22 protein-coding genes are annotated in these 24,473 nt (G+C 30.5%); 4 read left to right on the top strand and 18 right to left on the bottom strand.

Annotation, left to right across the window (positions count from 1 at the left end):
- Nucleotides 1-618 carry a YhbD family protein gene (locus tag OCU55_RS15040; RefSeq protein ID WP_261853117.1) on the bottom strand — a complete coding sequence of 206 codons (618 nt, stop codon included), beginning with the start codon at nt 616-618 and terminating at the stop codon, nt 1-3.
- Between the two features lie 387 nt (nt 619-1,005).
- Complete coding sequence (locus OCU55_RS15035) at nt 1,006-1,311, bottom strand: YerC/YecD family TrpR-related protein (protein WP_261853116.1); 306 nt, start codon at nt 1,309-1,311, stop codon at nt 1,006-1,008.
- Between the two features lie 149 nt (nt 1,312-1,460).
- Between OCU55_RS15035 and OCU55_RS15030 the strand changes: the two genes are divergently transcribed.
- Nucleotides 1,461-2,258: an amino acid ABC transporter substrate-binding protein gene (locus OCU55_RS15030; RefSeq protein ID WP_261853115.1), complete on the top strand. Its 798-nt coding sequence runs from the start codon at nt 1,461-1,463 to the stop codon at nt 2,256-2,258.
- 30 nt (nt 2,259-2,288) lie between these two features.
- Entirely contained in the window at nt 2,289-2,942 is a 654-nt protein-coding gene (locus OCU55_RS15025; protein ID WP_261853114.1) for an amino acid ABC transporter permease, read from the top strand.
- 111 nt (nt 2,943-3,053) lie between these two features.
- Here the strand turns inward: OCU55_RS15025 and OCU55_RS15020 are convergent, their stop codons facing one another.
- The 8 genes from OCU55_RS15020 to cdaA form a co-directional block, all read right to left on the bottom strand.
- Nucleotides 3,054-3,398: a phenylpyruvate tautomerase MIF-related protein gene (locus OCU55_RS15020; protein ID WP_261853113.1), complete on the bottom strand. Its 345-nt coding sequence runs from the start codon at nt 3,396-3,398 to the stop codon at nt 3,054-3,056.
- 422 nt (nt 3,399-3,820) lie between these two features.
- Nucleotides 3,821-4,654, bottom strand: coding sequence for an AIM24 family protein (locus OCU55_RS15015; protein ID WP_261853112.1), 834 nt, complete (start codon nt 4,652-4,654; stop codon nt 3,821-3,823).
- 398 nt (nt 4,655-5,052) lie between these two features.
- On the bottom strand, nt 5,053-6,123 hold the full coding sequence (gene buk, locus OCU55_RS15010; protein ID WP_261853111.1) for a butyrate kinase: 1,071 nt from the start codon (nt 6,121-6,123) through the stop codon (nt 5,053-5,055).
- A gap of 71 nt (nt 6,124-6,194) precedes the next feature.
- A complete protein-coding gene (ptb, locus tag OCU55_RS15005) occupies nt 6,195-7,100 on the bottom strand; it encodes a phosphate butyryltransferase (protein WP_261853110.1) in 906 nt (301 codons plus the stop codon).
- 438 nt (nt 7,101-7,538) lie between these two features.
- Complete coding sequence (locus OCU55_RS15000) at nt 7,539-8,210, bottom strand: nitrite/sulfite reductase domain-containing protein (RefSeq protein ID WP_261853109.1); 672 nt, start codon at nt 8,208-8,210, stop codon at nt 7,539-7,541.
- A gap of 266 nt (nt 8,211-8,476) precedes the next feature.
- Nucleotides 8,477-10,081, bottom strand: coding sequence for an NAD(P)/FAD-dependent oxidoreductase (locus tag OCU55_RS14995; protein WP_261853108.1), 1,605 nt, complete (start codon nt 10,079-10,081; stop codon nt 8,477-8,479).
- 187 nt (nt 10,082-10,268) lie between these two features.
- Entirely contained in the window at nt 10,269-11,486 is a 1,218-nt protein-coding gene (locus tag OCU55_RS14990; protein WP_261853107.1) for a CdaR family protein, read from the bottom strand.
- Nucleotides 11,456-12,292 (bottom strand): diadenylate cyclase CdaA, encoded by an 837-nt coding sequence (gene cdaA / locus OCU55_RS14985; RefSeq protein WP_371874763.1) that lies wholly within the window; start codon nt 12,290-12,292, stop codon nt 11,456-11,458. The genes OCU55_RS14990 and cdaA overlap by 31 nt, the downstream gene beginning before the upstream one ends.
- Nucleotides 12,293-12,529: 237 nt before the next feature.
- Here cdaA and OCU55_RS14980 point away from each other — a divergent pair, with 237 nt between their 5' ends.
- On the top strand, nt 12,530-13,489 hold the full coding sequence (locus tag OCU55_RS14980; protein ID WP_261853106.1) for a hypothetical protein: 960 nt from the start codon (nt 12,530-12,532) through the stop codon (nt 13,487-13,489).
- 66 nt (nt 13,490-13,555) lie between these two features.
- Nucleotides 13,556-14,176, top strand: a complete 621-nt coding sequence (locus OCU55_RS14975; protein ID WP_427847059.1) for a cell wall hydrolase — start codon at nt 13,556-13,558, stop codon at nt 14,174-14,176.
- Between the two features lie 16 nt (nt 14,177-14,192).
- On the opposite strand, the gene OCU55_RS14970 is transcribed toward OCU55_RS14975, so the two are convergent.
- From OCU55_RS14970 to ptsP, 8 genes are all read right to left on the bottom strand, one after another.
- A complete protein-coding gene (locus OCU55_RS14970; protein WP_261853105.1) occupies nt 14,193-15,050 on the bottom strand; it encodes an NAD(P)/FAD-dependent oxidoreductase in 858 nt (285 codons plus the stop codon).
- Nucleotides 15,051-15,179: 129 nt separating this feature from the next.
- Nucleotides 15,180-15,494, bottom strand: coding sequence for a thioredoxin (gene trxA, locus OCU55_RS14965; RefSeq protein WP_261853104.1), 315 nt, complete (start codon nt 15,492-15,494; stop codon nt 15,180-15,182).
- 84 nt (nt 15,495-15,578) lie between these two features.
- A complete protein-coding gene (gene iadA / locus OCU55_RS14960; protein WP_261853103.1) occupies nt 15,579-16,754 on the bottom strand; it encodes a beta-aspartyl-peptidase in 1,176 nt (391 codons plus the stop codon).
- A 31-nt stretch (nt 16,755-16,785) separates the two neighbouring features.
- On the bottom strand, nt 16,786-18,075 hold the full coding sequence (locus OCU55_RS14955) for a tetratricopeptide repeat protein (protein WP_261853102.1): 1,290 nt from the start codon (nt 18,073-18,075) through the stop codon (nt 16,786-16,788).
- Between the two features lie 558 nt (nt 18,076-18,633).
- A complete protein-coding gene (locus OCU55_RS14950; protein WP_261853101.1) occupies nt 18,634-20,058 on the bottom strand; it encodes a DUF4652 domain-containing protein in 1,425 nt (474 codons plus the stop codon).
- Complete coding sequence (locus OCU55_RS14945; RefSeq protein ID WP_261853100.1) at nt 20,048-20,620, bottom strand: RNA polymerase sigma factor; 573 nt, start codon at nt 20,618-20,620, stop codon at nt 20,048-20,050. The genes OCU55_RS14950 and OCU55_RS14945 overlap by 11 nt, the downstream gene beginning before the upstream one ends.
- 201 nt (nt 20,621-20,821) lie before the next feature.
- A complete protein-coding gene (locus tag OCU55_RS14940; RefSeq protein WP_261853099.1) occupies nt 20,822-21,982 on the bottom strand; it encodes an MFS transporter in 1,161 nt (386 codons plus the stop codon).
- Nucleotides 21,983-22,485: 503 nt separating this feature from the next.
- Nucleotides 22,486-24,102, bottom strand: coding sequence for a phosphoenolpyruvate--protein phosphotransferase (gene ptsP / locus OCU55_RS14935; protein WP_261853098.1), 1,617 nt, complete (start codon nt 24,100-24,102; stop codon nt 22,486-22,488).
- Between the last annotated feature and the right edge of the window lie 371 nt (nt 24,103-24,473).

Below are 24,473 nucleotides of genomic sequence, written 5' to 3'. Positions count from 1 at the left end.
CTATGCTAAATTAGTAATTATTTTTTCTGAGAAACTACTTAAGTTAACTCTCTCTAAGACCTTACCATCACCTAATATAATATTTGCTGAATCTGCTAATATTCCTATTCCAACACCCATCTTTCGTACAAATACAAGTTCATAATCCTTATCCTTTATATTACTATAATTTTCTATTAATCCTTTTATTGTAAAATTAATTTCATCTAGATTCAAGTTTCCTTGTTCCAACAAGTATTTATATAATGCTAAAAAGACTATATCATCTGAACTTAACTCATCTTTCAACATGAAACTATTTTTGTACATATCTAGAACATGTTGCGTAACAATGTTTCTTTTCACTATATCTTCTACATAAAATTTAGAGGATATAGAGCTGCCTTGAAACCTTTCAGCTAAATCATCTAAAGAAACGTCATCTTTCATTTCAACAATTCTATTTATCCTATCTAATATTTTATCCCTTGGAAAATAGGTCTCTTGTCCTGTAAATGAAGATTTCTTTATAAACCACTCCTCAGGTATTAAATTCTTCCTTTTCCATCTATATAACTGGCCATAAGATATGCCAGTAAGTTCTAATAATTCTTTTTTTGATATCAAATTTTCTTCCATTTTCATTCCTCCTTGGATATAGTATAACAAAACATTGTTACGTTATCAATACTTATTTTAAAAAAATTACCAAAGTGATTTTCTTGCGTATCTGCCTTTCTGGATGCATATAAGGAAAGTTTGGCAGACGAATAAGTTTTGTTTTTTACTGTATAGCTCTAATAAACTTTTAAAACTATTTAAATTTCTAAGGTAATGTAGCTTGAAAATTTTATACCTTCCTCTACAATAAAAAATATTAAAAGCCACCATCCTTATATTGATGGCGGCTTTTAACAAACCTACAGAACTACATCACTTGTATCCACATTTGATAAATATAATATAAATTACCGAAAGCTGAAAGTGAATGTAGGTATATGTAATTATAAGTAAAACATTGTTTTATTACTTATTGTTCTTATTTAATCTTTCTAATACTGTATTATATCCGTCACTACCATAATTCAAACATCTATTAACTCTACTTATAGTAGCAGTACTAGCTCCAGTATCACTAGCTATTTCAGTATATGTTTTCTTTTCCTTAAGCATAGCCGCTACTTGTAGTCTCTGTACTAAAGCCTTTATTTCATTTATTGTAGCTACATCTTCAAAAAATCTATAGCATTCTTCTATATTTTCTAAACTTAATATAGCTTCGAAAAAATAGTCCATATCCTCATTTTTTAGCTTTGATTCATAATTGCTCATGTAATCACCTCACATCAGTATTTTAACACCTTATATTGAACTTTACCATATCTTTTAGCAATTGGTTATATTTTTATTTATTTATCACTTTACAACTTTAACACAATAAAGTATAATATAATTATCAGTTACTCAGGAGGATGTTAATTATGAATAAAATTGTTAAGAGATTATTATCAGTTGTAGCTATTACAGCTATTTCATTATCATTAATAAGTTGCGGACAAACTAAAAAGGATTCTACTGATTCTAATGCTGCAAACACTATAGTAGTTGGGTTAGACGATTCTTTTCCACCAATGGGCTTTAAAAACAGCAAAGGTGAACTTCAAGGTTTCGACATAGATATGGCAAAAGAAATAGCAAAACGTACAAATAAAGAAATAAAATTTATGCCTTATAACTGGGATGGTATAATACCAGGCTTAAAGCAAAAGAAATTTGATGTAATAATTTCAGCAATGAGCGTAACACCAGAAAGAGAAAAAGAAATTGCATTTTCAACTCCATACCTAAATGAAAGACAAGTAGTTGTAGTAAAGAAGGATAACACTTCTATAACTTCACCAGATGACCTTAAAGGTAAAACAGTTGGAGTTCAAAAAGGTAGCACAAGCGAAGATGCTATAAAAGATACAAAGTCTACTTTTAAAGATACAAAATTATATGATGAAAACATTGCTGCACTTCAAGACTTGCAAATAGGTCGTATAGATGCAGTTGTGGTAGATGAATTAGTTGCAAGATATTATATAAAAGAAAAAGCTGACACTTACAAAGTTTTAGATAAATCAGTTGCTACAGAACCTATAGCTATAGGACTTAGACAAGAAGATAAAGATCTTAAGACTACTTTTGATAAAGTAATAAAAGAAATGCAAGAAGACGGAACTCTTGCAAAGATATCAAAAACTTGGTTTGGTGAAGACATTACATCTTCAAAATAATTTATATCATTTACAGAAAGGTTGTTTTTTATGAAAGTCGAAATCATTTCAACATATCTTCCCATATTATTGGAAGGTTGTTTAAGAACAATAGAACTTACAGTTATATCAATTTTATGTGGATTATTATTAGCTTTCATAGTTGTTTTAATGAAGCTTTCAAAAAATAAAATACTAAAGTCAATAGGAACATTCTATACTTGGTTCTTTAGAGGAATTCCCTTAATGATTCTACTTTTCATAATCTATTTTGGACTTCCAGAAGTAAATATAACACTCACTTCATTTGAAGCTGCTATATTAGGACTAAGTATAAATATATCTGCATATGTAGCTGAAGCTATAAGAGGAGCTATGTTATCAGTAAATAAAAACCAATGGGAAGCAGCTCAAACAGAAGGACTTAACTTCATACAAACAGTATTTTATATAATACTTCCACAAAGTTTAGGTCGTATGCTTCCAGCTGTTGCAAATGAATTTATAGCATTACTTAAAGATACAGCTTTAGTATCAACTATAGCTATGACAGACTTGATGAACAATGCTCAACATATGGCTAATGTATCTTTTAGACCTTTAGAGATATTTTTTATGGCATCAGTAATGTATCTTATAATGACAACATTCTTTACTACAGGTTTTAAATTTGTTGAGAAAAAATTTGCCCTAGCAGATTTGTAATATATAAAAAAAACTGAAGTTCTTTTCTTCAGTTTTTTTGCGTATATGCATCTCATAGTATGAGAAAACTTTAAGATGTTGATTAGTTTATTTTCAAATTAAAACCTTAATCTAAAAGTTTTCTCCATTCCACCCCCAGTTATTTACTTCTTCATACTTTACATATATTGATTCTTTGCTTATTGAAAGCTCCTCTTCATAAAGCTCACATATAGCCTTTGTTAGCTTACTTAAAGCTTCTTTAGATGTACTTCCAAATATCTTCACCTCTATAAAAGCCCCATATTCTAATTTATCACCTTTAAAATATAATGGGTATTCATCTTGGAATCCTACCATTAACCACTGTTCACTTTTTCCAGGAATCAGTTCTATTAATTTCCCAAGCTCATCCTTTATTTTATCCTTTTTCTCTTCTGTTAACTTTACAGTTACTTTTGAATCAATAAATGGCATTATAAATCCTCCTCTTGAAGCCTTTTTATACGGTTATGGATGTACCACTTCGTAATGGAATCCTACATCCATATATGACAAATAAAATATAAAAATGCAGGATAAATCCTGCATTTATGTATATTTATTTATTATTATTCTTCATTTCTTCATGCTTAAATTGCTCACTTTTTACAGTAACATAAACTCCAACAATTGCAAACGCAGCAAGGAAAACAACAACAACTGTAGTCATAAGATCCATTCCGCTCACCTCCTCAATTTTACAAAATCAGCTAAAACTTTAAATCTACACTCATTCTCATTATTTATCAAGATAACATCAATAGTTTTATTTTATCACAAAACTTGAAATCATTACATCTTGTTATTAAGGTTAAAGCTTAAATTATAAATTATATATTTTTCATTAATTAAGTTTCCTATTGTTCATTATCATAGCTACCTGAAGGATTGGTCATATTATTTAATCCAATTGCACCTAATCTATCGTAAATAACTTTTGTAGGTACTAACCATACCTCACCAGTCCCTTTATAAACATTAAGAAAACCTTCTCCGCTAGTGGCTGAGCCAATAATTGACTTTGAGGATTTTTCCACTGTAAACTCAATTCCCCCTGTTCTTAATATAGCAAAGTTACCATCAACCTTCAAAGTATCATTTGAAAGCCTGCACTTGAATATTTCATTTTCGGGAACTGGTATTTCAAGAACTACAATCCCGCTACCACTTATTTTTGTTTGAAACAAACCTTCATTACCTAATATCATTGAAGATATAGACTTTTGCATAGCCGCGCCTATTTCTATACTATCTTCACAAGCATAAAATACTCCATCATCCACAATTACTTCTTCGTCTTCCAATTCTAACAAAGCATAATGTCCAAATGAAGGTTCTAAAAATATTTCTCCAGTTCCTTCATATCTAGGCTTAAATACAGTTTCTCCAGTAAGCTTACTATTAATAAGCTTTTTACCAAAACCTAAAACGCCTCCAACTTTATTTTGAAGTTCAATATCTCCCTTAAGATAACTTAGCGCTCCTGATTCAAGCTTGACAGCACTATCTTCAAGTATTATTCTAATCTGCTTAAGCTTTATTCCTGCATCCTTCATAAATTTAAACTTTATAGCTGAATCGATATCATTGCCTCCATTTAATTCATCAAACTCTAACACTTGAAAAACTGAATCTCCTGACATTTCAGCTAATTTCGTAAGCTTATTTGTTATATTTAGTGAAGTTCTCATTCTTTCCCTCCTTACTGCTTATTTATTTTTTGATTAATATATCAAGCAGTGAATAGATTGTCATTTAATAATAATTACATATACAGTATCTATATAATACTTCCAAAGTATTTAATATTAACGGTTCTAAACACATTGATTTAATTTACTAATATCTATATAAATATATCTCTACATATATAAATAACTTTTCTAATGATAAAATAGTTAATTTATCTAATTAGAACTATAATACCATAAATTTCTAAAAATATGTATATAAAAACTAACAAAATAATTGAAATATCTAGGTTTAAAGTACATAAAAATCTTATAATTTCATTAGCAGTAAAAAGCACTATAAAATTCTAATTTATCTAGAACTCTATAGCGCTTATAAAAATCTCTATTTATAAATATTATTTATATTCTTTTGCAACTTCTTCTCCATTTAGTACTCTTATTGTTCCTTGAGCCAGTGCAAGAAGTTCATCTTCTCCTGGGTAAATTACAACAGGAGCTATCCAATCTACATTGCTTGTTATTGTATCTGTAACTGTTTTTCCGTAAGCTATTCCACCTGTAAGTATTATAGCATCTACCTTACCTTTAAGTACAACAGCATATTCACCAATAGCTTTTGAAACTTGGTACATGAATGCTTCAAATACTAATTTTGCTTCACTGTTTCCTTCGTCAGCTAACTTTACTACGTCTCTTGCATCATTTGTATTTAGGTAAGCTACGAACCCGCCTTTACCAACAATCTTTTTATAGATTTCATCTTGTGAGTACTTGCCGCTAAAACACATTTTTATTAAGTCACCTGATGGTGCTGATCCTGATCTTTCAGGTGAAAATGCACCTTCTCCATCTAATGCATTATTTACATCAATAATCTTACCATTTTTATGAGCTCCTACTGAAACTCCTCCACCCATATGAACAACTACTAAATTAACATCCTCATATGCTTTACCGTTCTCTTTTGCGTATCTCTTAGCAACTGCCTTTTGATTTAAGGCATGGAATATACTTTTTCTAGGAAGTTCTGGAACTCCTGAAAGTCTTGCAACATCTTGTAATTCGTCAACAACAACTGGATCTACTATGAATGCAGGTTTTCCTATTTCACTCGCTATTTCATTAGCTATTATTCCTCCAAGATTTGAAGCATGTTGCCCTTGAGCACCATTTTTTAAATCTTCAAGCATAACTTCATTAACTGCATAAGTTCCACCAGCGATAGGCTTTAGCATTCCACCTCTGCCTACTACAGCATCTAAAGTATTTACATCAAAATTCTTTTCCTTTAATATGCTTAAGATTACGTCTTTTCTAAATTGGAATTGATCATAGATTGTAGCATAAGCATTTATTTCTTCAGATGAATGTCTAAGTGTTTCTACTATTAATTCCTTTTCATCTTCATAAACACCTATCTTTGTGGAAGTTGAACCTGGGTTAATTATTAAAATTTTATAAGCCATTATTTTTCCTCCTTGAAGAATATCATTTGGAAATAAGTATAATTAAACTATAGATAATATTTTAAATAATATTATTTAGTGTTAGCTACTAATGCTGCTAAAGCAATTGAGTTTACTTTTGTTTCGAAACTATCTGCTCTTGAAGTTAGTATAACTGGAGCTGAAGTTCCAACTAGTATACCACCATTTCTAGACTTTGATGTCATAGTTAAACATTTGTACATAACATTTGCAGTCTCTATATTAGGTAATAAGAATATATCCGCTTTTCCTGCAACAGGTCCAGTTACATTCTTATGATGTGCAGCTTCTTCTGATAATGCATTATCGAAAGCAAGAGGTCCATCTACTATACAACCCTTTATTTGTCCTCTGTCATTCATCTTTGAAAGTAATGCTGCATCTACTGTAGCAGCCATATCTGGATTTACAACCTCTACTGCGCAAATTGGTGCAACCTTTGGTAGATCTAATCCACATGCATGAGCAACTTTAACTGAATTATTTAATATATCTATCTTAGCTTTAAAGTCTGGATATGTATTGAAAGCCGCATCAGTAAGATATATTAATCTGTCTATTCCTTCAATCTCAAATACAGCTACGTGAGACATAAGCTTACCAGTTCTTAATCCAACTTCTTTATTAAGTACACTTCTTAAGAAAGTAGCAGTATCAACTAAGCCTTTCATAACCATATCAGCTTTTCCCTTTGCTACTAATTCAACCGCATAAAGAGCTGCCTTCTTAGGATCTGGTTCATTAATAAGATCGTATTCCTTTAGGTCCATACCTATTTTATCTGCAAGTTCTCTTATTTTAGCTTGATCTCCAACTAATATGGCATCAGCTATCCCTCTTTCTTTTGCTGCTTTAATTGCTTCAAGAACAGGTTCATCTTGTGCTACTGCTACAGATACCTTTTTCTTTGTTACTTCTTTTAGCTTTGATAGTAATTCATCAAAATTTTTACTCATTTATTCCTGCACCTCTTCTTATTTTTTTGTTTAGCATAATAGCTGTTATACTTGATAAGCTTATGCAATTTAACGCTATCACATAAGCTAAAAAACTGTACTTTTTGTTAATTTTATAACAAATTAGTTTATAAAAATTATATACTAGTTAAAAATAAACTAAATTTACGTTTGAAATCTTTAAACATAAAGTAATTATATCACTTTTAAACTGTATATAAATAAATATTATATAAAATTAATATTTTGTCATAATCACTGAAATTGAGTGTATATGCAACAAAATGAACCAGATATTCTTATATGAATAGTTACTTCATATTTAAAACCTTTAAATATGGTTATATATCTATCAGAAATATCCTTTATCAACATTTTAACAAAAAAAACTTCTAAAATAGAAGTTTTCTGAAAATTTATAGAAATTTTTTTGTTTTTTTATTTATTATATATTTGTTCAACGCCGTTTTTAAAGCTTTCTATTGATATCCTCTCAATAAAATCACCTAATTTTTCACCGAATTCAGCTTCTTTATTATAGAACTCATATATAGCTTCTACCATATTATAAGCTTCATCATCTGAAAGTTTTTCTGCTATTATATGCGGTAATTTAGGGTAAAACCCAGAACTCCCCCCCGCGGTAACAATATATCCTTCTTTATCTCCAACAACAGCAATATCTTTCGAATATGCACTAGTACAAGAATTTCTGCAACCTACAACAGCGATTTTAGTTCTATTCGGCGCTGCTGCCGCATAAAATCTCTTTTCTATTTTCATTCCAAGCTTTAGCGAATTCTGCTTAGCTCTCTTACAAAAAGACGCTGGACAAAGCTCAACATTTTTTACTGAGTAAGCAGATACTACCCCCGGTTCCATGCCCAGCTCTTGCCAAGCCTTTTCAACATCCTCTGCTTTTATCCCAAGTATAGCTATTCTTTGACCTGAGGTTATCTTTATTGCACCATTATATTTTTTAGCCACTTCAGCAAACTTAACAAGATCTTCTGGTTTTATAAATCCTCCAGGAATTCTAGGTGTGATTCCATAGGTCCTGATGTCATTTCTCACTTTTTGAAGAGTTGCATATTTAGGTTGTTGTATCATAATTATTCCCCCACTTTATCTATTATTAATGTACACTCAATATATTTCTTCAAATTAAGGTGTTACTCCTAAAATACTATATGACCAAGCTACTAGAATTAAATGATTTACGGAGATGAAACCTCGTTAAAAAACTATATTGTCCGAGCGAAGTGAATTATACAGTTTTAGATTTTTCATCGGAATACATCATATTGATTATTTGCGAAGTTCATTAAAGTATCGGATGTAGCGGCACCTTAATTTCATTATAATATTTAACGTAACTATATATTAAATGGACCGAATTCTTTCATTATACTTTCAGCTACCTTTAATCCATCTACTGCAGCTGATACTATCCCTCCAGCAAACCCAGCACCTTCTCCTGCTGGATATAAACCTTCAATTGATACGCTTTGTAAATTTTCAGTTCTCTCTATTCTAACTGGAGCGGAGGTTCTTGTTTCTATTCCGGTCATAACAGCGCTACTGTCAGCAAAACCTTTAATTTTTTTATCGAAATTTACAAGCCCATCCTTGAGAGCTTCTGTAACATATATAGGCAAACATTCCTTAAGCTGAACAAATTCATAGCCTGGCTTATATGAAGGAGTAACAGTTCCAATTTTGGTGCTTATCCTGTCATTTAAGAAATCTCCTACAAGTTGCACTGGAGCAATATAATTTCCCCCACCAATTTTATAAGCTAATTCCTCATAATGCCTCTGAAACTTCATACCTGCTAGTGGCGAATTATCTTCAAAATCCTTTGGGCCAACTGTTACCACTATCGCTGAGTTAGCATTTTCTTTATCTCTTGCATGATAACTCATTCCATTTACTACCAACCTTTTTTCCTCAGATGCCGCTGCTACGACCTCACCACCTGGGCACATACAGAAAGAATAGACAGATCTATCAATCTTTTCACTTGAATGTGTAAGTCTATAATCTGCTGCTCTTAATCTTGGATGTCCTGTATACTTTCCATATTGATTTAAATCTATCAATGATTGAGGATGCTCTATTCTTACCCCTATTGCAAAAGGTTTTTGCGCCATTGCAACCCCTAAAGTATTAAGCATCTCATATGTATCTCTTGAACTATGTCCAATTGCCATTATTATATTTTCACAAGGCACTTCATTACCATTAACTATAATAGCTCTTACCTTACCTTCTTTTTGAATTATATTTTCAAGTTTTGATGAAAAATGAATTTCACCACCAAGAGCTTTTATTTGTTCTCTTATATTTCTTACAACTACTTTTAATATATCCGTTCCTACATGAGGTTTACCCATATAAGCTATTTCTTGTGGTGCACCTGCTTTTATTAACTCATCAATTACAAAATCACATCTTCTATCCTTAATTCTTGTAGTCAGTTTACCATCAGAAAATGCACCTGCTCCACCTTCTCCAAACTGTACATTTGATTCTGTATTAAGTTCTCCAGTAGCCCAAAATCTTTCAACAGTTTCCGTTCTTTTATCCACAGCCTCCCCTCTTTCAAAAACTAATGGTTTGTAACCATTCTTAGCTAAAAGAAGTGCAGCAAATAAGCCTGCAGGCCCCATTCCAATAACCACTGGTCTACTTTTCATAGACTTATTTCCATATACTATATCCTCTACAGAAGTATATTCCTCAAACTTAACATCTTTATCATTTATTCTATTTAATATGGACTTCTCATTTTTATGTTGAAAGTCAACACAGTAATTAAACTTTATTATGTCTTTTTTTCTAGCATCAATAGATTCTTTTATTATTCTTAAATCTTCTATCTCGTCTTTAGAAATCTTTATTTTTTTTGCTATTTTATTTTTAAGCAATGAGATGTCTTCATCTATATCAAGTATTATATTATTTATCCTTATAGGCATATATCTTACCTCCATTAACATAAGGTCTTTGACTATTAATTTTAACAAAGGATTAGAACAATATCAACTGGTGTTTTATAGATATAAAAAAGTCGCTGAAGTGACCTTCTTCAGCGAGCTTTTTTAACGTACCAACGCTTCCTTATTATCTCTAAAACCATATTTATATTAAGATAAAAAACATTCATTACTGTTTCTTAGTAAGTACGGCTTTAACCTTATCACTACTTTGAGATACTAGCTTTAGCTTATCATTACTATTACTAATAACAATTGGAATAGTATTGTCCCCTTCTTTAGCTCCGGATAAATCTACTTCTGCCTTAATACTATCTGACTTGAATGAATTCACATCATCTTCCAAGCCGCTAATTCTAACAGTTATCTTTTGGGGATCTATAGTTGATTGCAAACCATCCGGTATATTTTTTGAAGAAATAGGTACTTCTATATCCTTTGTTGTATATTTGTTTAAATCAAACTTTACCTTAACCTTGCTAATGTTATCAGCTACCCTTACATTTTGAGGTATCTTCAAATTAGCGCTTACTTCTTTAGAATCATTTATTGAAGACAAATCGATAGCTTCTGTATCTATGCTGTTAATTCCACTCAATACTGTGTCGTCACCAACAAGTTCAACCTTTTCAGTTGTAGAGCCAAAATCTTTCATAACAAATCCAGCAGGTAAGTTTCCCTTTGTAATGACATTGATCGGTACAACCTTTCCCTTCTTTACAGTTATGGAAACTTCAGCATTTGTAGGCGTCACCTTTATCTCATCTACATCTTTACCTGAATCATTTATTGCTTTTATAGGTAAGTTTAGTGTAGTATCCTGTTCAATATTTTTTAATTCGCTACTTACAACTAAGCTTTTCACACTATTTACATATTCTCCAGGTCCAGCTATCACGGCATTAGTAGGTTTTATAACTGGTGTGTCTGCATAAGTCCCATTTTTAGTAGTAACCTTTATATCAGATTTTATTGGTATGCTCTTTTCTACATAATCATCCACTTTGATGGTAACTAACAAAAAGCTATTATTTTTTATATTAATATTAGATGGGTAATTGACAATATCAACTCTTATTCTATTTTCACCTTTTTTTAGTGCGTAAGATGAAAGATCAACACTAACTTTAAATTGAGATGTTGTAACTTTGTACACTTCACTACTAGGGCCTTCTAGATTTAAAGTTACATAAAAATCTTGATGAGGTGATAGAGCTAATTTAGCCTCCTTTAGTGCATCTGCATTAAGAAGTTCCACAGGTACCTTCTCTAACTTATACTCTCTAGTAGGGTTTTGCACGTTGGAAATATAAAGCCATAGCCCAAAGGAAAGAATTAGGCATACTATCCTTATAACTATTTCTGCCTTTTTATCCTTGTTATCCATACCTTCACCTTCTCTCCTAAAGTCTTTACCCTCTTTTCTCTCCTGTTTATCATAATACGTATTAATATACTTTTTAATTTATCCTTATCATAGTTCCTAGTAAGCCTTCCATTTACTGCTAGGGATATAGTTCCTGTTTCCTCTGAAACTATTATTATAAGTGCATCTGAAGTTTCTGAAAGACCTATACCAGCCCTATGCCTAGTACCAAGTTTTTTATTTATAGTTGTATTATTACTTAAAGGTAATACACAACCAGCAGCTACAATCCTGTCATTTCTAATTATCGTAGCTCCATCATGCAAGGGGGTGTTAACTACAAAAATATTTTCAAGGAGAGCTGAAGAAACTTTTGCATCTAATTCAGTACCATTACTTATAACTTCTCCAAGTCCTGTACTCTGTTCTATAGCAATGAGCGCTCCTGTTGCTGTATCAGCTAAATTTTCAACAGCATTAACAAGCTCAGTTATAACTTCTTCTAACGCCTCATCATCCTGCATTACATGCAAGTCATCAAAGGCACTTCTTCCGATATGTTCTAGAGCTCTTCTTATCTCTGGTTGGAATATGATTATAATCGTCAAAACACCAATTGTTATAGTTTTGCTTAAAATGAAATAAAGCATATCCAACCTTAAAAGGTAACTTATTGGTAGTAATGCAACTATTAATGCAATACCCTTCAATAATTGTTCTGCTCTTGTTTCCTTTATCAACATATATCCTTTAAAGAAAATATAAGAAACTACTAGGATATCCAAAACGGACCATATTGATATATTTTTTATTGTATTAATTATCATACTAAAAACTTCTTGCACTTCTGTCACCCCTAATATCCTAATCTATTAAAATTATACACCAATTATACCCCTCATATATATACAATCGTAATAAAATTTGTATTTTTTACTATTTTCACAATAGTAATATTTAGAATTTTTTAGAATATAACTAAACTAAAGATTAAATTCTAGCATTAACCAATAGATTTGTATTTCAAAAACATATTCATATGAAAAAATGAGGAGGTACCTTAAATGATTGAAATACTAAAAAAATACAATAAACATATAATTATTTCTGCTGGAGCAATTTTAGTAATTGCTATATCAGTTTATTTTTTTATTAATAATATTCTTTATCCTGAACGCAGGCAATTAATAGATATAAGTTCTACTATTGTGAGTATAAACGAAAACTTAAAAAAACCAATTGTTTCTTCATCAATGGATACTGAACTGGCTATAAGTACTCTTACAGATAATTTGTCCAAGCTATTAAAAGAAAAAAATAAACTTGAGCAAATAAAACCATCAGCAAAGTATAAGACTACATATGATAATTTATCCTTGGGATTAAATAATAACATGAAACTCTATGAACAAACCTTAAATATAATGAAAAATCCTTCTTCAAAAGATATGCAAGCCTCTCTTCAAAACTTAACTAAATATGAAGAAGATTGCATTAAATATTACAAGCTATGTAAAAGTAGCGGAGTGAGCGTAAATCTAAATTCAAGCTTCTCGAACTTTTTTTCTAGTATATCTAGTTATGTCAATCAATTAGTAAAATTAAATAGAGACTCTGATATAAAGACTAGCCAAAAAAACGACTTTTTAATCGCATTTGATGACTGTATTAAAAATTTTTATCCTTTAAAAGAAGACCTAAGTGCTGCAGTAAATAGAGCACAGGATGAAAAGCGCTCTCTTTCAGGCATACAAAGCGATGTCGAAAACAAACTTATCCAGTTAGAAAAATTAAAAACTTCATTATATGAAATTTCAGTTCCTTCTGATGGGGTTGAATGTTTTTCAGATTTTGAGGAAACGTTAAAGTCATATGATACTTATATTTCCGCTTTATCTGATGCACTAAAATCACAGGACAATCAGGCAGAAAAACTTAAGGATGCTTTTTCAAAATATGATGATATGAACTCATCATATGAAAAATTTAATAAAAGTTATGATAATTATAAATCTAAAAATTAAGTATGTATGAAAAATATGCCTTTGGATACAATATGCTGAGAGGGTAAAAACCAAAGGAGGTTTTTTATGAGTAAACTTAAATGCTGTATTTTCTTCCTTTTTATCTTTTTAACCTTTGACAGCGTTAGTGTATTTGCAAATGAATTAATAAATTATTCTCCTATAAACGATGGCCCTAAGATTATTATGAGTAAGGATATAAAAGAAAATAATATAAAGTTTTATGGAAGAGGAATATCAAATGAATCTAGCGAATTATACCATGAAAAGGACTCAGTAGTAGAAGTTTTCAACTATCAAAATCATCACTTGTATTTGACAGATGATGATATTTATCTGATGTCTCAGGTAGTATTTGCTGAAAGTCACGGGGAACCATACGAAGGAAAAGTGGCAGTTGCATCTGTTATACTCAATAGAGTTACAAACCCTAGCTTCCCAAACTCAATTGAAGGTGTTATAAAACAAAAAAACGCCTTTTCATGTGTGAGAGATGGAAAAATTTCTGTAACTCCTGACAACGAATGTCGTGATGCTGTTATGGATGCAATTAAAGGCAAAGACCCTACTAGTAATGCATTATTTTTTTACAACCCTCAAACAGCAACTTGTAGTTGGATGAAACAAATCGATAAAAAGAATATGAAAACTATTGGAAAACATGTATTTTTTCAAACAAAAAAATAAGAGATGATATCATCTCTTATTTTTTTGAATCAAGATATGCTACTGCACTCAGAGCTGCAACTTGACCTTCTCCTGCTGCTTTAATGTATTGGTATGGCTTTCCAACACAATCACCAGCTGCAAAACAACCATCTATATTTGTTTGCATTAATCTGTTTACCATTATGTGATTTTCAGATACATCTAATCCTGGTACAAGTTGTGATGGTGAAATACTATCTTTAAGAACAAATACCCCATCAGTAATCAATTCACCTTGATCAAATAGTATCTTTTCTACTTTTTTATTACCAACTATTTCTAAAGGCTTCTTATTTAACATTTCTATATTTTCTTTAAGATCATATGCTCCTTTGTACATAGGTATATAATATACCTTAGCTGCAAGTTCACTAACATAATTAGCTTCTTCCTCAGCCTCTTTATTATATCCGATTATACAGACTATCTTACCTTTATAAAGTGGTGCATCACATGTAGCACAATAGCCTACACCCTTACCTAATAATCTTTCTTCCCCGGATATAGGTTTTGTATATTCAACACCGGTAGCTAGTATTATTGATTTTGCTTCATACATCTTTTCATTTACCATTAAAGCAAAATACTCTCCCATTGCATAAATATTATTTACTTTTTCTTCTGTAATGCTAATTTCCATTTCTTCTATATGCTTTTGAAAGTTTGCCTTTAATTCATTTCCTGTTAAATCGTAAAATCCTAAATAATTATTTATTTTTGGAGCTTTAGATAACTTTGAGCTAAGTTCTTTAGTTCCAAAGATTATTACATTTTTATTTCTTATTTTTGCATTTATTACAGCCGAAAGTCCTGCTGCACCTGTTCCTATAACGGCAATATCATATCTATCCATACTTAACTCTCCCTTGAAAGCTTCTACATCACTATGGCCTAAACAATTAACTAATGGCTGCCACAAGAATCCTTAAAAAACAGGATTTTTGAACAAGCATATATTAATCTTTTGTAATTTAACCCTTTATTATAAATTTCTATTGATCATATTTACAAAGTCATTTTTAGGTCTAAATCCAGTAATTTTATCTACTTGATTTCCATCCTTGAACAGAATTATTGTTGGTATACTTGATATATCATACTTATCAGCTAATCCAGGGTTGTTGTCTACATCTACTTTAACAAATGTAACATCTGTCATTTCTTCAGAAAGTTGTTCTAAAATCGGAGCAATCATCTTGCACGGACCGCACCAAGTAGCCCAAAAATCTACTAATACTAATTGTTTGTTTTCTAATACAACTTCATTAAAATCCTTTTCTTCCACATGCTTAACCATAAAAGTTCCTCCTAATTATATACCCCTAACAGGTATTTATAACTATATTATATATTCTCATGATAAAAAGTCAAACATATGCACTTATTTTTCAAATGTTCCTTTTACAATAATATTCTTCTTATCCATTAATACTTTTCCTTTAGCAACTACGGTATCTATCTCAAGTCCTTCTCTATCTAATAAAACCAAATCAGCATCCTTGCCTGATTCTATTCTTCCTTTAGTATGTAACTTTAATATATCTGCCACATTTGATGTTATGACTTTTATTGCCTTTTCAAGAGGTATGTTTTCTTCTAAAACAGCATATTTTACTTCTTCATATAAAGATTTAACTTTGCATATGCCCATACCTATCATTTCTTTCCTTTCATTAAACGCAGGCATACTCCCATTACCATCTGATGAAAATGTTATATGCTCTTCTGGTATTCCAGATTGTAATGCAAGCTTCAAACCTCTACTTGCACGCAATTCTCCTTCTTCTAAACAGTTAGGATCAAAGCTAGTAGTGAGATCAATAAATCCACCTTTTTGCACATATTTTAGGCTAATATCAAATAATTCACCATTTCTATTGACATGGGTTGGTAACAGCTGATCCGGTGGAATTTCAGTATTCTCTATCAATTCAAACAAATAATCCAACCTCTTAGCCCCGTCGCCAAGATGTATGTTAACAATTCCAGCTTTTCCTGATAATAATCCACCAACCCTGGCCTCTGCAACGACATTTGCAAATTCATCATAAGTTGGTTGCGAACTTCTATGGTCTGATATAGCTACCTCACCAACTCCTATAACCTTATCTAACAGCATTAGATCTCCTTTTATATTTTCAGTTACAGTTTTAGCAGGTATTTGATATGAACCTGTATAGCAGTATGTAGTTATACCTTCCTCTTCTAAGGCATGTGCTTTAGCTAAAAGTGATACCATATTTCTACATATGTCATCTGTTCCAATGCATCCCACTACAGTCGTAATGCCTGCATTAACAAGCTCACTAAAAGGCAATTCTGGAGTTCTAGTTCTAAATCCGCCTTCGCCACCTCCACCCATTATATGTACATGGCAATCAATTAACCCTGGTATTAAGATTTTTTTATTTCCGTCTATCACTGATATATCAACAAAATTATTAGGTATATTTATGCTGTTGTAAATACCCTCTATCTTGTCTCCAACTATTACTACATCCTTTATCCCTAAATGTTCAGGTGCATAAACATCAATATTCTTTATAACAGTTATCATAAGGTGCCTCCTATCTAAAAATATACATAAACTACTGAGTATTTAGTATGTCTTTAATTGTTGAATTATAGTACATTGATTTACTAAAATCCTTTGATATTTTTTCTGCATATTGCTTCGCCTTGGCTTTATCACTATTATTATTTATAGTCGCAAGCTTATAAAGACATTCAGCAGTATAATCACCACTATAATAATTATTTACATACTGATCATAATATACTAATGCACGCTCATAGTCCTCTAACCTTTCATTGGTAGTACCGAGCATATATATAATATGAGGATTTAGATAATTATCTTTAGAGAACTTACTTGCTTTTTCAAATTCAATCTTAGCATTTGCAAAATCCTTTGCACTAAAATAGCTTCTTCCTGCATCGTAAAAACTAGCCACTCCACTATTTATTAACAACTGCTCACCACTGTTATAAGCAATCTTATCGTTAACACCTAGGGTATTTTTATCAAAAGAAGTTACTATAGTATATAATTTATTATAATCCTTATCATTAACAGCTGCTTTTACTTGATCTAATGGAAACTTTGCTTCTTGTTGCTTACTACTTTCCATATTCTTATCAGTTGTACTATTATTAGGAACTTGTTGTTTGGTATTATTAGTAGTCTGATTTGTATTAATTTTATCCGTATTATTAGTATCATCCTTTTTAATAGATCTTGAGGCTATATAATTTGTTCTAACTTTGCTTATGTACTGACTAACGGGCTTATAAAGTAAATATGATATGAGGCCAACAAAACATATGATTAATGTGATTATTATTAGATTAAAGTTTATATTCGGCTTATGTTCCTCTGAAAACTCTTTTATAACTTTATAATTATCTAAAGCAACCTTGTTATTCTTATCTATCCCTCTCACAATATCAATATGAACCTTAGCTTTTTCATATTCTCCCCTTTTTATAAAACAAAAGGCTATTGCATTGTTAACATTTATTTTGTTAAAATCACTCTCACTGCAAACACTTAGTTTTTTCTCAGCATCATTTATGTACATTCCTTTAATATCTTTTAACGCTTGGTCATATAGCGACAATCTCTCCCAATCTTTTTGTATATCTTTTAAATATCCTTTGGATATTCCATCATCATTAAAATCTTTATTTATCTTCCAAGCAGCCTCTGCTGACTTTAAATCCCCCTTGATATATAAAAGTAATCCTTTAAGATTTAGAGCAGAAGTATTTTTAAGATTTTCAGATATAAGCTTCTCACATATTATCAACGCTTTATCTATTTCTCCATTTTGAAATAAGTGTATCGATTTATCATATTGTTTCTTCCAATCCTTCATATGTTACCTTCCTTATGTATATAAGATGCCTATATACTGCCTTTATGTTATATTTACGTTTTTATGAATTATATATACTACTATACGGTTCTAACTTCAATTATTAATTTATACACGTTAAAAGTCATAGGTGCGTGATTTTCGAACAAGTATAAATTAAGTCTTTGTAATGAAACCATATAGCTTAATCTAATTTCAATTATAAAGTAGTTTATCTATAAAATCAGGCTATATTTAAGACTATTATTGAAATTAAAATCCAAAAATAAATTTAATATAAAATAATCCACGTATAATTATATCATTAAAGTTTTTTATAAAGAAATATATTGCATAACATGTACTCATTTAAATAAAATATCTTTTGATCACCATAGCCTTTTAGCATATATATCTTAAATTAACAGGATACTTGAAGAAAACACTATGAATATTGCTAAATATTCATAGTGTTTTCTATATTGCTTTACTTTCAAAATATATACTTAACAGAAAGTTGTACATCCATAGATATACTTATTTTGTAACTTAATGCTTAGTTATAATAATTATATGAATTTATTGCTGATATTTACAGATATACCCCTGCGGTAATATATAAGCATAATATATCTTCCAAGGCGTTGCTTCGCTTTCTTTCCCCAAAACAACCATTTGGTATAAACTGTTTTTCTTATCTTCAGTTAAGGATTCTACACCATAAACCTTGACGCTACTTAACCCTAAAATCTTTATATATTCACTAAAATCATCATCACTTATAGTAACTATTCTATCTACGTAGGTAGGTTTTGATACAATCTTAGATTTACTAATTCTTAAATTATCTATTTTAAGCCCACCAGCTAATATATCAGCATTGCTCAGCGAACTCTCTTCATTTAGTAAAGAATTATAATCCATTAACTTCATATACTCATCATTCTTAACACTTGAACTTAACAATATATTTGCCTGATCAATATGAAGGCCTATAGTCTTTTCTATATTGGTATATGAATTCATATTACTATCAGTATATTTTATCAATGATAACTGAATTTTATCTGAACTTACGGTTATTGATGTCACCTTCTCCAACGGTGTATTTGACCCATAGACCAATACTGTATTTCCTCTATTAACGTCAATAGCATATACACTGCCACCGCCAGTTACTTTACCATTTACAACTATCAATAGGATATTATCATCATACCACTCTAAATATAGCGGAGATATATCTTTTGCATTCACTGTACTCACATTATAGTATTTTGTAGAATTCGATTTATTATCTTTTATTACAAGAATGCCAGCACCTTCCTTATCTAAGTCAGACCCCATTCCAGCTACATATGTTTGATATTTTCCACTTGGTGAAGCCTTAACTTTTGATTTACCTTTTGAAAGAGCATCTTTAGAATTCTCCGCACTTGTTTCAATTAAATTTATAGCTGAGTAACTTTTACTCATATTAACTAATATGTTTGATATATTATTTGCACCAGCAGCATCATATAAAGCTACACTACTAGCTTTTTTCCCAAATCCAACCGCACCGGTTTTCTTATCCTGCGCAATGATACTTAATGATTTATCTTCCTTCTCCATAGCTACAGCATTTTCACTCTTACTTGCAGTTGAAAAATAACTAAAATGCTCCTTCATCAAGGCGACACTTGTAATCATTAATACAAAAGAAGCAGCAATTGTATATTTTCTCTTATTCTTTATAAGATGATACTTAATATTATTTTTATAACCTTTTTTATATCTGTTTTTATCTATAGAATTTATTATTTCAGCCCTTGAGCTTTTAAAATCTACATCTTCAAAACTTAATGATTTATTAAGTATCTCATCAAGTTCTTTTTCTTCTTCATAAAGTTTTCTACAACTTTCACATTGTACAACATGCTCATCCATTAATTTTTTCATTTCTTTTTGCAGTTGATTTTCCACATATAAATCTAGTTTTTTCTCGAAACTATCACAATTCATTGCTGGTCCCCCCTTGTCTTAATATTTTATTACAATATAAAGAATCTTTGAACTTCTCTCTTAACCTGTAATACTTCCTTTTAACAGTAGATTCACTTATCGAGAGAATCTGGGAGATATCAAAAAATGTTCTTTCTCCACTATATCTAAGCAGAATAATCTGTCTATCAATTTCTTCTAAAGATTGAATAAATGCCATTACTTCCTTTTTTAAATCTGCAAATTCCAATTGCTCTTGTGGTGAGGCTTCGTTAGATTTTATATCCTTGGCATCTTCTATGTTAGCTTCATATACCCTTTTAAATTTTCTTATAAAATCTATTGCTTTATTTTTACTTATTTGAAGCAGCCAATTTGAGAATTTATATTTTTTATCATATAGATACAACTTGTTATAGGCAGCAATAAATGTTTCTTGAGCTATATCCTCCGAAGCTTCTTTATCTTTTGTTATTGAGTAAACAAATCTTAAGACTATTAGTTCATATTTATTTACTAATATATTAAAGCTATCTATATTTCCATTAAGCACTTCACTTACTAGTTCTATGTCCTCATTCAAACCTCTCACTCCTACCATACTTGTTTAACTATAATGTACCAATTTATATATTTCACCTTGTATACGCATAATTCAATATATTAGTTCATCTTTTTCAAATTTTTTCAAATAAAGTTTCTAGTAAAAAAATAGAGAATATGTTTATTAAGAAGTATAAACATATTCTCTGAAAAATTAAACTATAATAAAATTTTTTGAACATTATACGCTATACTGGCGTTCTAGTTTTTTATCTCTATCATACATTCTTGCATATATAACCACCAAGCTAAGAACTGAAATCGAAAAAATCACTCCACTTAAAGGTATGACCCTAAGAGTGAATTTATCTATCATTACTCCTGCAATAGATGAATATATTCCAGCTAGTATCGAGCTAACCCCACCTATTATACTGTAAGCAGTATTTTGCTGTTCCATCGGAACTGCTTCACTAGTCATGTATTTACTTACTATCTCAAAAATTCCGTATGTTATTATTTGAGTAAAAGATAACAGTATTAATTGTATATATGATGTTGCAAAATACATAAAAATAAATCTAATAATATATGCAAGCATCGCAAATATCAACAAAGAGCTCTTTTTTCTATTTCGCATCAATTTCTGTGCTCCGAAATAAACTGGTGCTTCTACAAAAGCTGCAATAAATGCTGAAATTCCCACGTGAGTAGTAGTTCCACCTAAATCAATCATAAGTAGAGCACTAAATCCCATAACATTTAATACTAATGCATATACAGCCGAGATAATCATAATCAACATAAACTCTGCATTTTTAAATAATAAAATAGGATTTGACCTTTTCTTATTTTTCTCTATTTTTATATCATTAATCCCTCTTGTACTTATTAACGTTACCAGCATAAAAAAGGCATAAAAGAAAAACATATTAGAAAGTCCAATAATCTCAAATAACTTGCCTGTTATCAAAGATGCGAATGCATATCCTAAGGCTGCAAAAGCTCTTATTCCACCAAATTCTTTTCTCGTTTCTTTAGAGCTATTGATAGCCCAAGTTGTCATTAACATTACAACTGGTGCCTGCACAAAAGCAAGGATTGCTATAACTATTATCAAAATAATTCCATTCGAAAAACTTATAAAAAGAGAAAGAATCAGCAAAATACCAAGCATAGGAATCATAAACTTTTTTATTGTACCTTTTAAATCACAAAGATACCCTAAAAACAGTTGCCCTCCAGTTCCTGCAATTATATTAATGGCATTTATTATACCAACCTCTACATTATCTAATCCCTTAGATTTCAAATATACTAATATGAACAAGTTATATATGCAGCTCCATACGTTTACTAGTACTTGAACTTCTTTAAACTTAACCACTTCACTTTTTGCCATAGTATAACGCCATCCCCTCATACCCCTACATTATTTAAAGCATCACTACTGTCCGTACAAATCTCTTATATCGTACTATCCAATTATTCAAATGTAAATTGATTTTCATAGAAAGAAAATTATTCATAGGATTATCAAATTTATTACTATAGTCTTTATAAAATATTATGAAAACTTTTTGCATTGATTTTCTTCTTATACTGACATTCGCAATAGGTTTCTATAAAAAAATTGCTGAAGCTAACATCAAAATTTTATAATTTCTTATACAGCAAAAAAGAATAAAGCTTTTGCATTTGCAAAAGCTTTATTCTAAATATTTGTATTTAGGGAAAAGTGTTATTTTCTTATGGGTAATACCAACTTTTATTATATACTTCAAAAGTATATATTACTTTCATTTTTATAGGGTTTAAAAATGAAACTTTACTCAGAGATAACTATTAGGGTTAGTTATACTGTGGTATGAGCTGATAATACTCTATATTAACTTAATTTAAGAATTATTCTTGTTCCATTATTATTTTCTTAGCATTTAATATTGAACTAGCACTCATTGAGAATTCATCTAATCCATATTCTACAAGTGTTGGTATTGCTGTCTCATCTCCAGCCATTTCTCCGCACATTCCAACCCACTTACCATGCTTGTGTGCACCATCTATTGTCATCTTTACAAGTCTTAGCACTGCTGGGTGCATTGGGTTATAAAGGTAAGATACCTTTTCACTCATTCTGTCTGCAGCTAAAGTATATTGAATTAAGTCGTTTGTTCCTATTGAGAAGAAATCAACATACTTAGCTAACTCATCAGCATAAACTGCAGCTGCAGGGATTTCAACCATGATACCCCATTGAGTTGTTTCTGAGTATTCCTTACCTTCAGCTTTTAATTCAGCCTTACATTCATCAACAACTTCTTTAGCTTGAAGGAATTCTTCTAAACCTGAAATCATTGGGAACATTACACATAAGTTTCCGTATATTGATGCTCTTAATAAAGCTCTTAATTGAACCTTAAATATTTCTTTTCTATCTAGGCAAAGTCTTATTGCTCTGTATCCTAGGAATGGATTCATTTCTTCTGGTAATGGAAGATATGGAAGCGTCTTATCTCCACCGATATCTAAAGTTCTTATAACAACTTGCTTTCCTTCCATCTTTTCAAGAACATATTTGTAGCTTTCAAATTGTTCTTCTTCAGTTGGAGCACTGTCTCTATCCATGTATAAGAACTCAGTTCTGAATAAACCAACTCCGTCACCACCGTTAGCTAAAACTTGATGAACATCTTCTGGTTTACCAATGTTTCCACAAACTTCTACTCTCTTACCTGACTTTGTAACTGTTTTAACGCTTATAAGCTTCTTTAATTCTTCTTGTTCAGCTACAAATTTTTCTCTCTTAGCTTTATATTCTTCAACTACAGCTTCAGCTGGATTTACTATAACAATTCCTTCGATACCATCAACTATTACAATATCACCATTCTTTACTGATTTAGTTATATCTTTCAAACCAACTACTGCAGGAATTTCAAGTGTTCTAGCCATTATTGCAGAGTGAGATGTTCTTCCACCAATATTAGTTAGGAAGGCAACTACCTTGCTTCTATCAAGTTGAGCTGTGTCTGAAGGAGTTAAGTCATGAGCAACAACTATAGTATTTTCTTCAGTTATTTCAAAGCTATCAACTTTTCCAGCTATATTAGCTATTATTCTCTTAGAAACGTCTTTAATGTCCGCAGCTCTTTCTCTCATATAGGCATCTTCCATTGATTCGAAGATCATAACAAAAGTGTTAGTTACTCCGTCAACAGCCTTCATAGCATTAACACTATTATTTTCTATTTCAAGTTCCATAGCTCCAGTAAATTCTGGGTCATCTAATAATGTAATGTGAGCTTCAAAAACTTCAGCCTTTTCTTCTCCCATTGATTCAACAGCTTTTGCTTTTATCTTTTCTAATTGTTCCTTTGAAGAAGCTAATGCTCTTTGAAGTAATTCTTTTTCTGCTTGTATATCATTTATCTTTACGTCACTTATTACTATTTCTTCATGTTCTTGTATAAAAACCTTACCTATTGCATAACCTTTTGAAGCTGCAATACCTTTTTTCATTATGTTACTCCTCCTTATAAATAAACGAATAAACTATTATTCCATATGTCTAAGTAAACAGACCTTGAACATTTAATATTAAAATTTTATGTTTCTAGCCTTTAATATTATTAGCAATTATCATGCCAACTTCTTATTGATTTTGTTTTTATAATAGTTTTTTGCATTTTAACCCATTTAATGTAAAAATATTTGTAATTCTTATCATTATAATGATAAAATTTACACAATATTTATTGTTACAAATAACTACTTTGATTATTCTCTTAAAACTTACCACTTAATTCTTGATAATTTTTATCAACCCACTTTCTTAGCTACTAATATATTCTATTACAAACCCTTAAAATATATGATATAATATGTATTGA

Origin of the sequence: Clostridium folliculivorans, assembly GCF_024341905.1 — a bacterium.
Taxonomy (GTDB): domain Bacteria; phylum Bacillota; class Clostridia; order Clostridiales; family Clostridiaceae; genus Clostridium_AR; species Clostridium_AR folliculivorans.
This window is presented reverse-complemented; position numbering and strand designations above follow the sequence as displayed.

What these genes read in the sequence shown, in the direction of transcription:
- OCU55_RS15035 (WP_261853116.1), bottom strand. Translation starts at nt 1,311, where the DNA reads ATGAGCAATTATGAATCAAAGCTAAAAAATGAGGATATGGACTATTTT.
- OCU55_RS15040 (WP_261853117.1), bottom strand. Translation starts at nt 618, where the DNA reads ATGGAAGAAAATTTGATATCAAAAAAAGAATTATTAGAACTTACTGGC.
- OCU55_RS14955 (WP_261853102.1), bottom strand. Translation starts at nt 18,075, where the DNA reads ATGAAGGATTGGAAGAAACAATATGATAAATCGATACACTTATTTCAA.
- OCU55_RS15000 (WP_261853109.1), bottom strand. Translation starts at nt 8,210, where the DNA reads ATGATACAACAACCTAAATATGCAACTCTTCAAAAAGTGAGAAATGAC.
- OCU55_RS15015 (WP_261853112.1), bottom strand. Translation starts at nt 4,654, where the DNA reads ATGAGAACTTCACTAAATATAACAAATAAGCTTACGAAATTAGCTGAA.
- ptsP (WP_261853098.1), bottom strand. Translation starts at nt 24,102, where the DNA reads ATGAAAAAAGGTATTGCAGCTTCAAAAGGTTATGCAATAGGTAAGGTT.
- ptb (WP_261853110.1), bottom strand. Translation starts at nt 7,100, where the DNA reads ATGAGTAAAAATTTTGATGAATTACTATCAAAGCTAAAAGAAGTAACA.
- trxA (WP_261853104.1), bottom strand. Translation starts at nt 15,494, where the DNA reads ATGGTTAAGCATGTGGAAGAAAAGGATTTTAATGAAGTTGTATTAGAA.
- OCU55_RS15020 (WP_261853113.1), bottom strand. Translation starts at nt 3,398, where the DNA reads ATGCCATTTATTGATTCAAAAGTAACTGTAAAGTTAACAGAAGAGAAA.
- OCU55_RS14975 (WP_427847059.1), top strand. Translation starts at nt 13,556, where the DNA reads ATGAGTAAACTTAAATGCTGTATTTTCTTCCTTTTTATCTTTTTAACC.
- iadA (WP_261853103.1), bottom strand. Translation starts at nt 16,754, where the DNA reads ATGATAACTGTTATAAAGAATATTGATGTTTATGCACCTGAACATTTA.
- OCU55_RS14940 (WP_261853099.1), bottom strand. Translation starts at nt 21,982, where the DNA reads ATGGCAAAAAGTGAAGTGGTTAAGTTTAAAGAAGTTCAAGTACTAGTA.
- OCU55_RS15030 (WP_261853115.1), top strand. Translation starts at nt 1,461, where the DNA reads ATGAATAAAATTGTTAAGAGATTATTATCAGTTGTAGCTATTACAGCT.
- OCU55_RS14980 (WP_261853106.1), top strand. Translation starts at nt 12,530, where the DNA reads ATGATTGAAATACTAAAAAAATACAATAAACATATAATTATTTCTGCT.
- OCU55_RS15025 (WP_261853114.1), top strand. Translation starts at nt 2,289, where the DNA reads ATGAAAGTCGAAATCATTTCAACATATCTTCCCATATTATTGGAAGGT.
- OCU55_RS14990 (WP_261853107.1), bottom strand. Translation starts at nt 11,486, where the DNA reads ATGGATAACAAGGATAAAAAGGCAGAAATAGTTATAAGGATAGTATGC.
- OCU55_RS14950 (WP_261853101.1), bottom strand. Translation starts at nt 20,058, where the DNA reads ATGAATTGTGATAGTTTCGAGAAAAAACTAGATTTATATGTGGAAAAT.
- OCU55_RS14995 (WP_261853108.1), bottom strand. Translation starts at nt 10,081, where the DNA reads ATGCCTATAAGGATAAATAATATAATACTTGATATAGATGAAGACATC.
- cdaA (WP_371874763.1), bottom strand. Translation starts at nt 12,292, where the DNA reads ATGATAATTAATACAATAAAAAATATATCAATATGGTCCGTTTTGGAT.
- OCU55_RS14970 (WP_261853105.1), bottom strand. Translation starts at nt 15,050, where the DNA reads ATGGATAGATATGATATTGCCGTTATAGGAACAGGTGCAGCAGGACTT.
- buk (WP_261853111.1), bottom strand. Translation starts at nt 6,123, where the DNA reads ATGGCTTATAAAATTTTAATAATTAACCCAGGTTCAACTTCCACAAAG.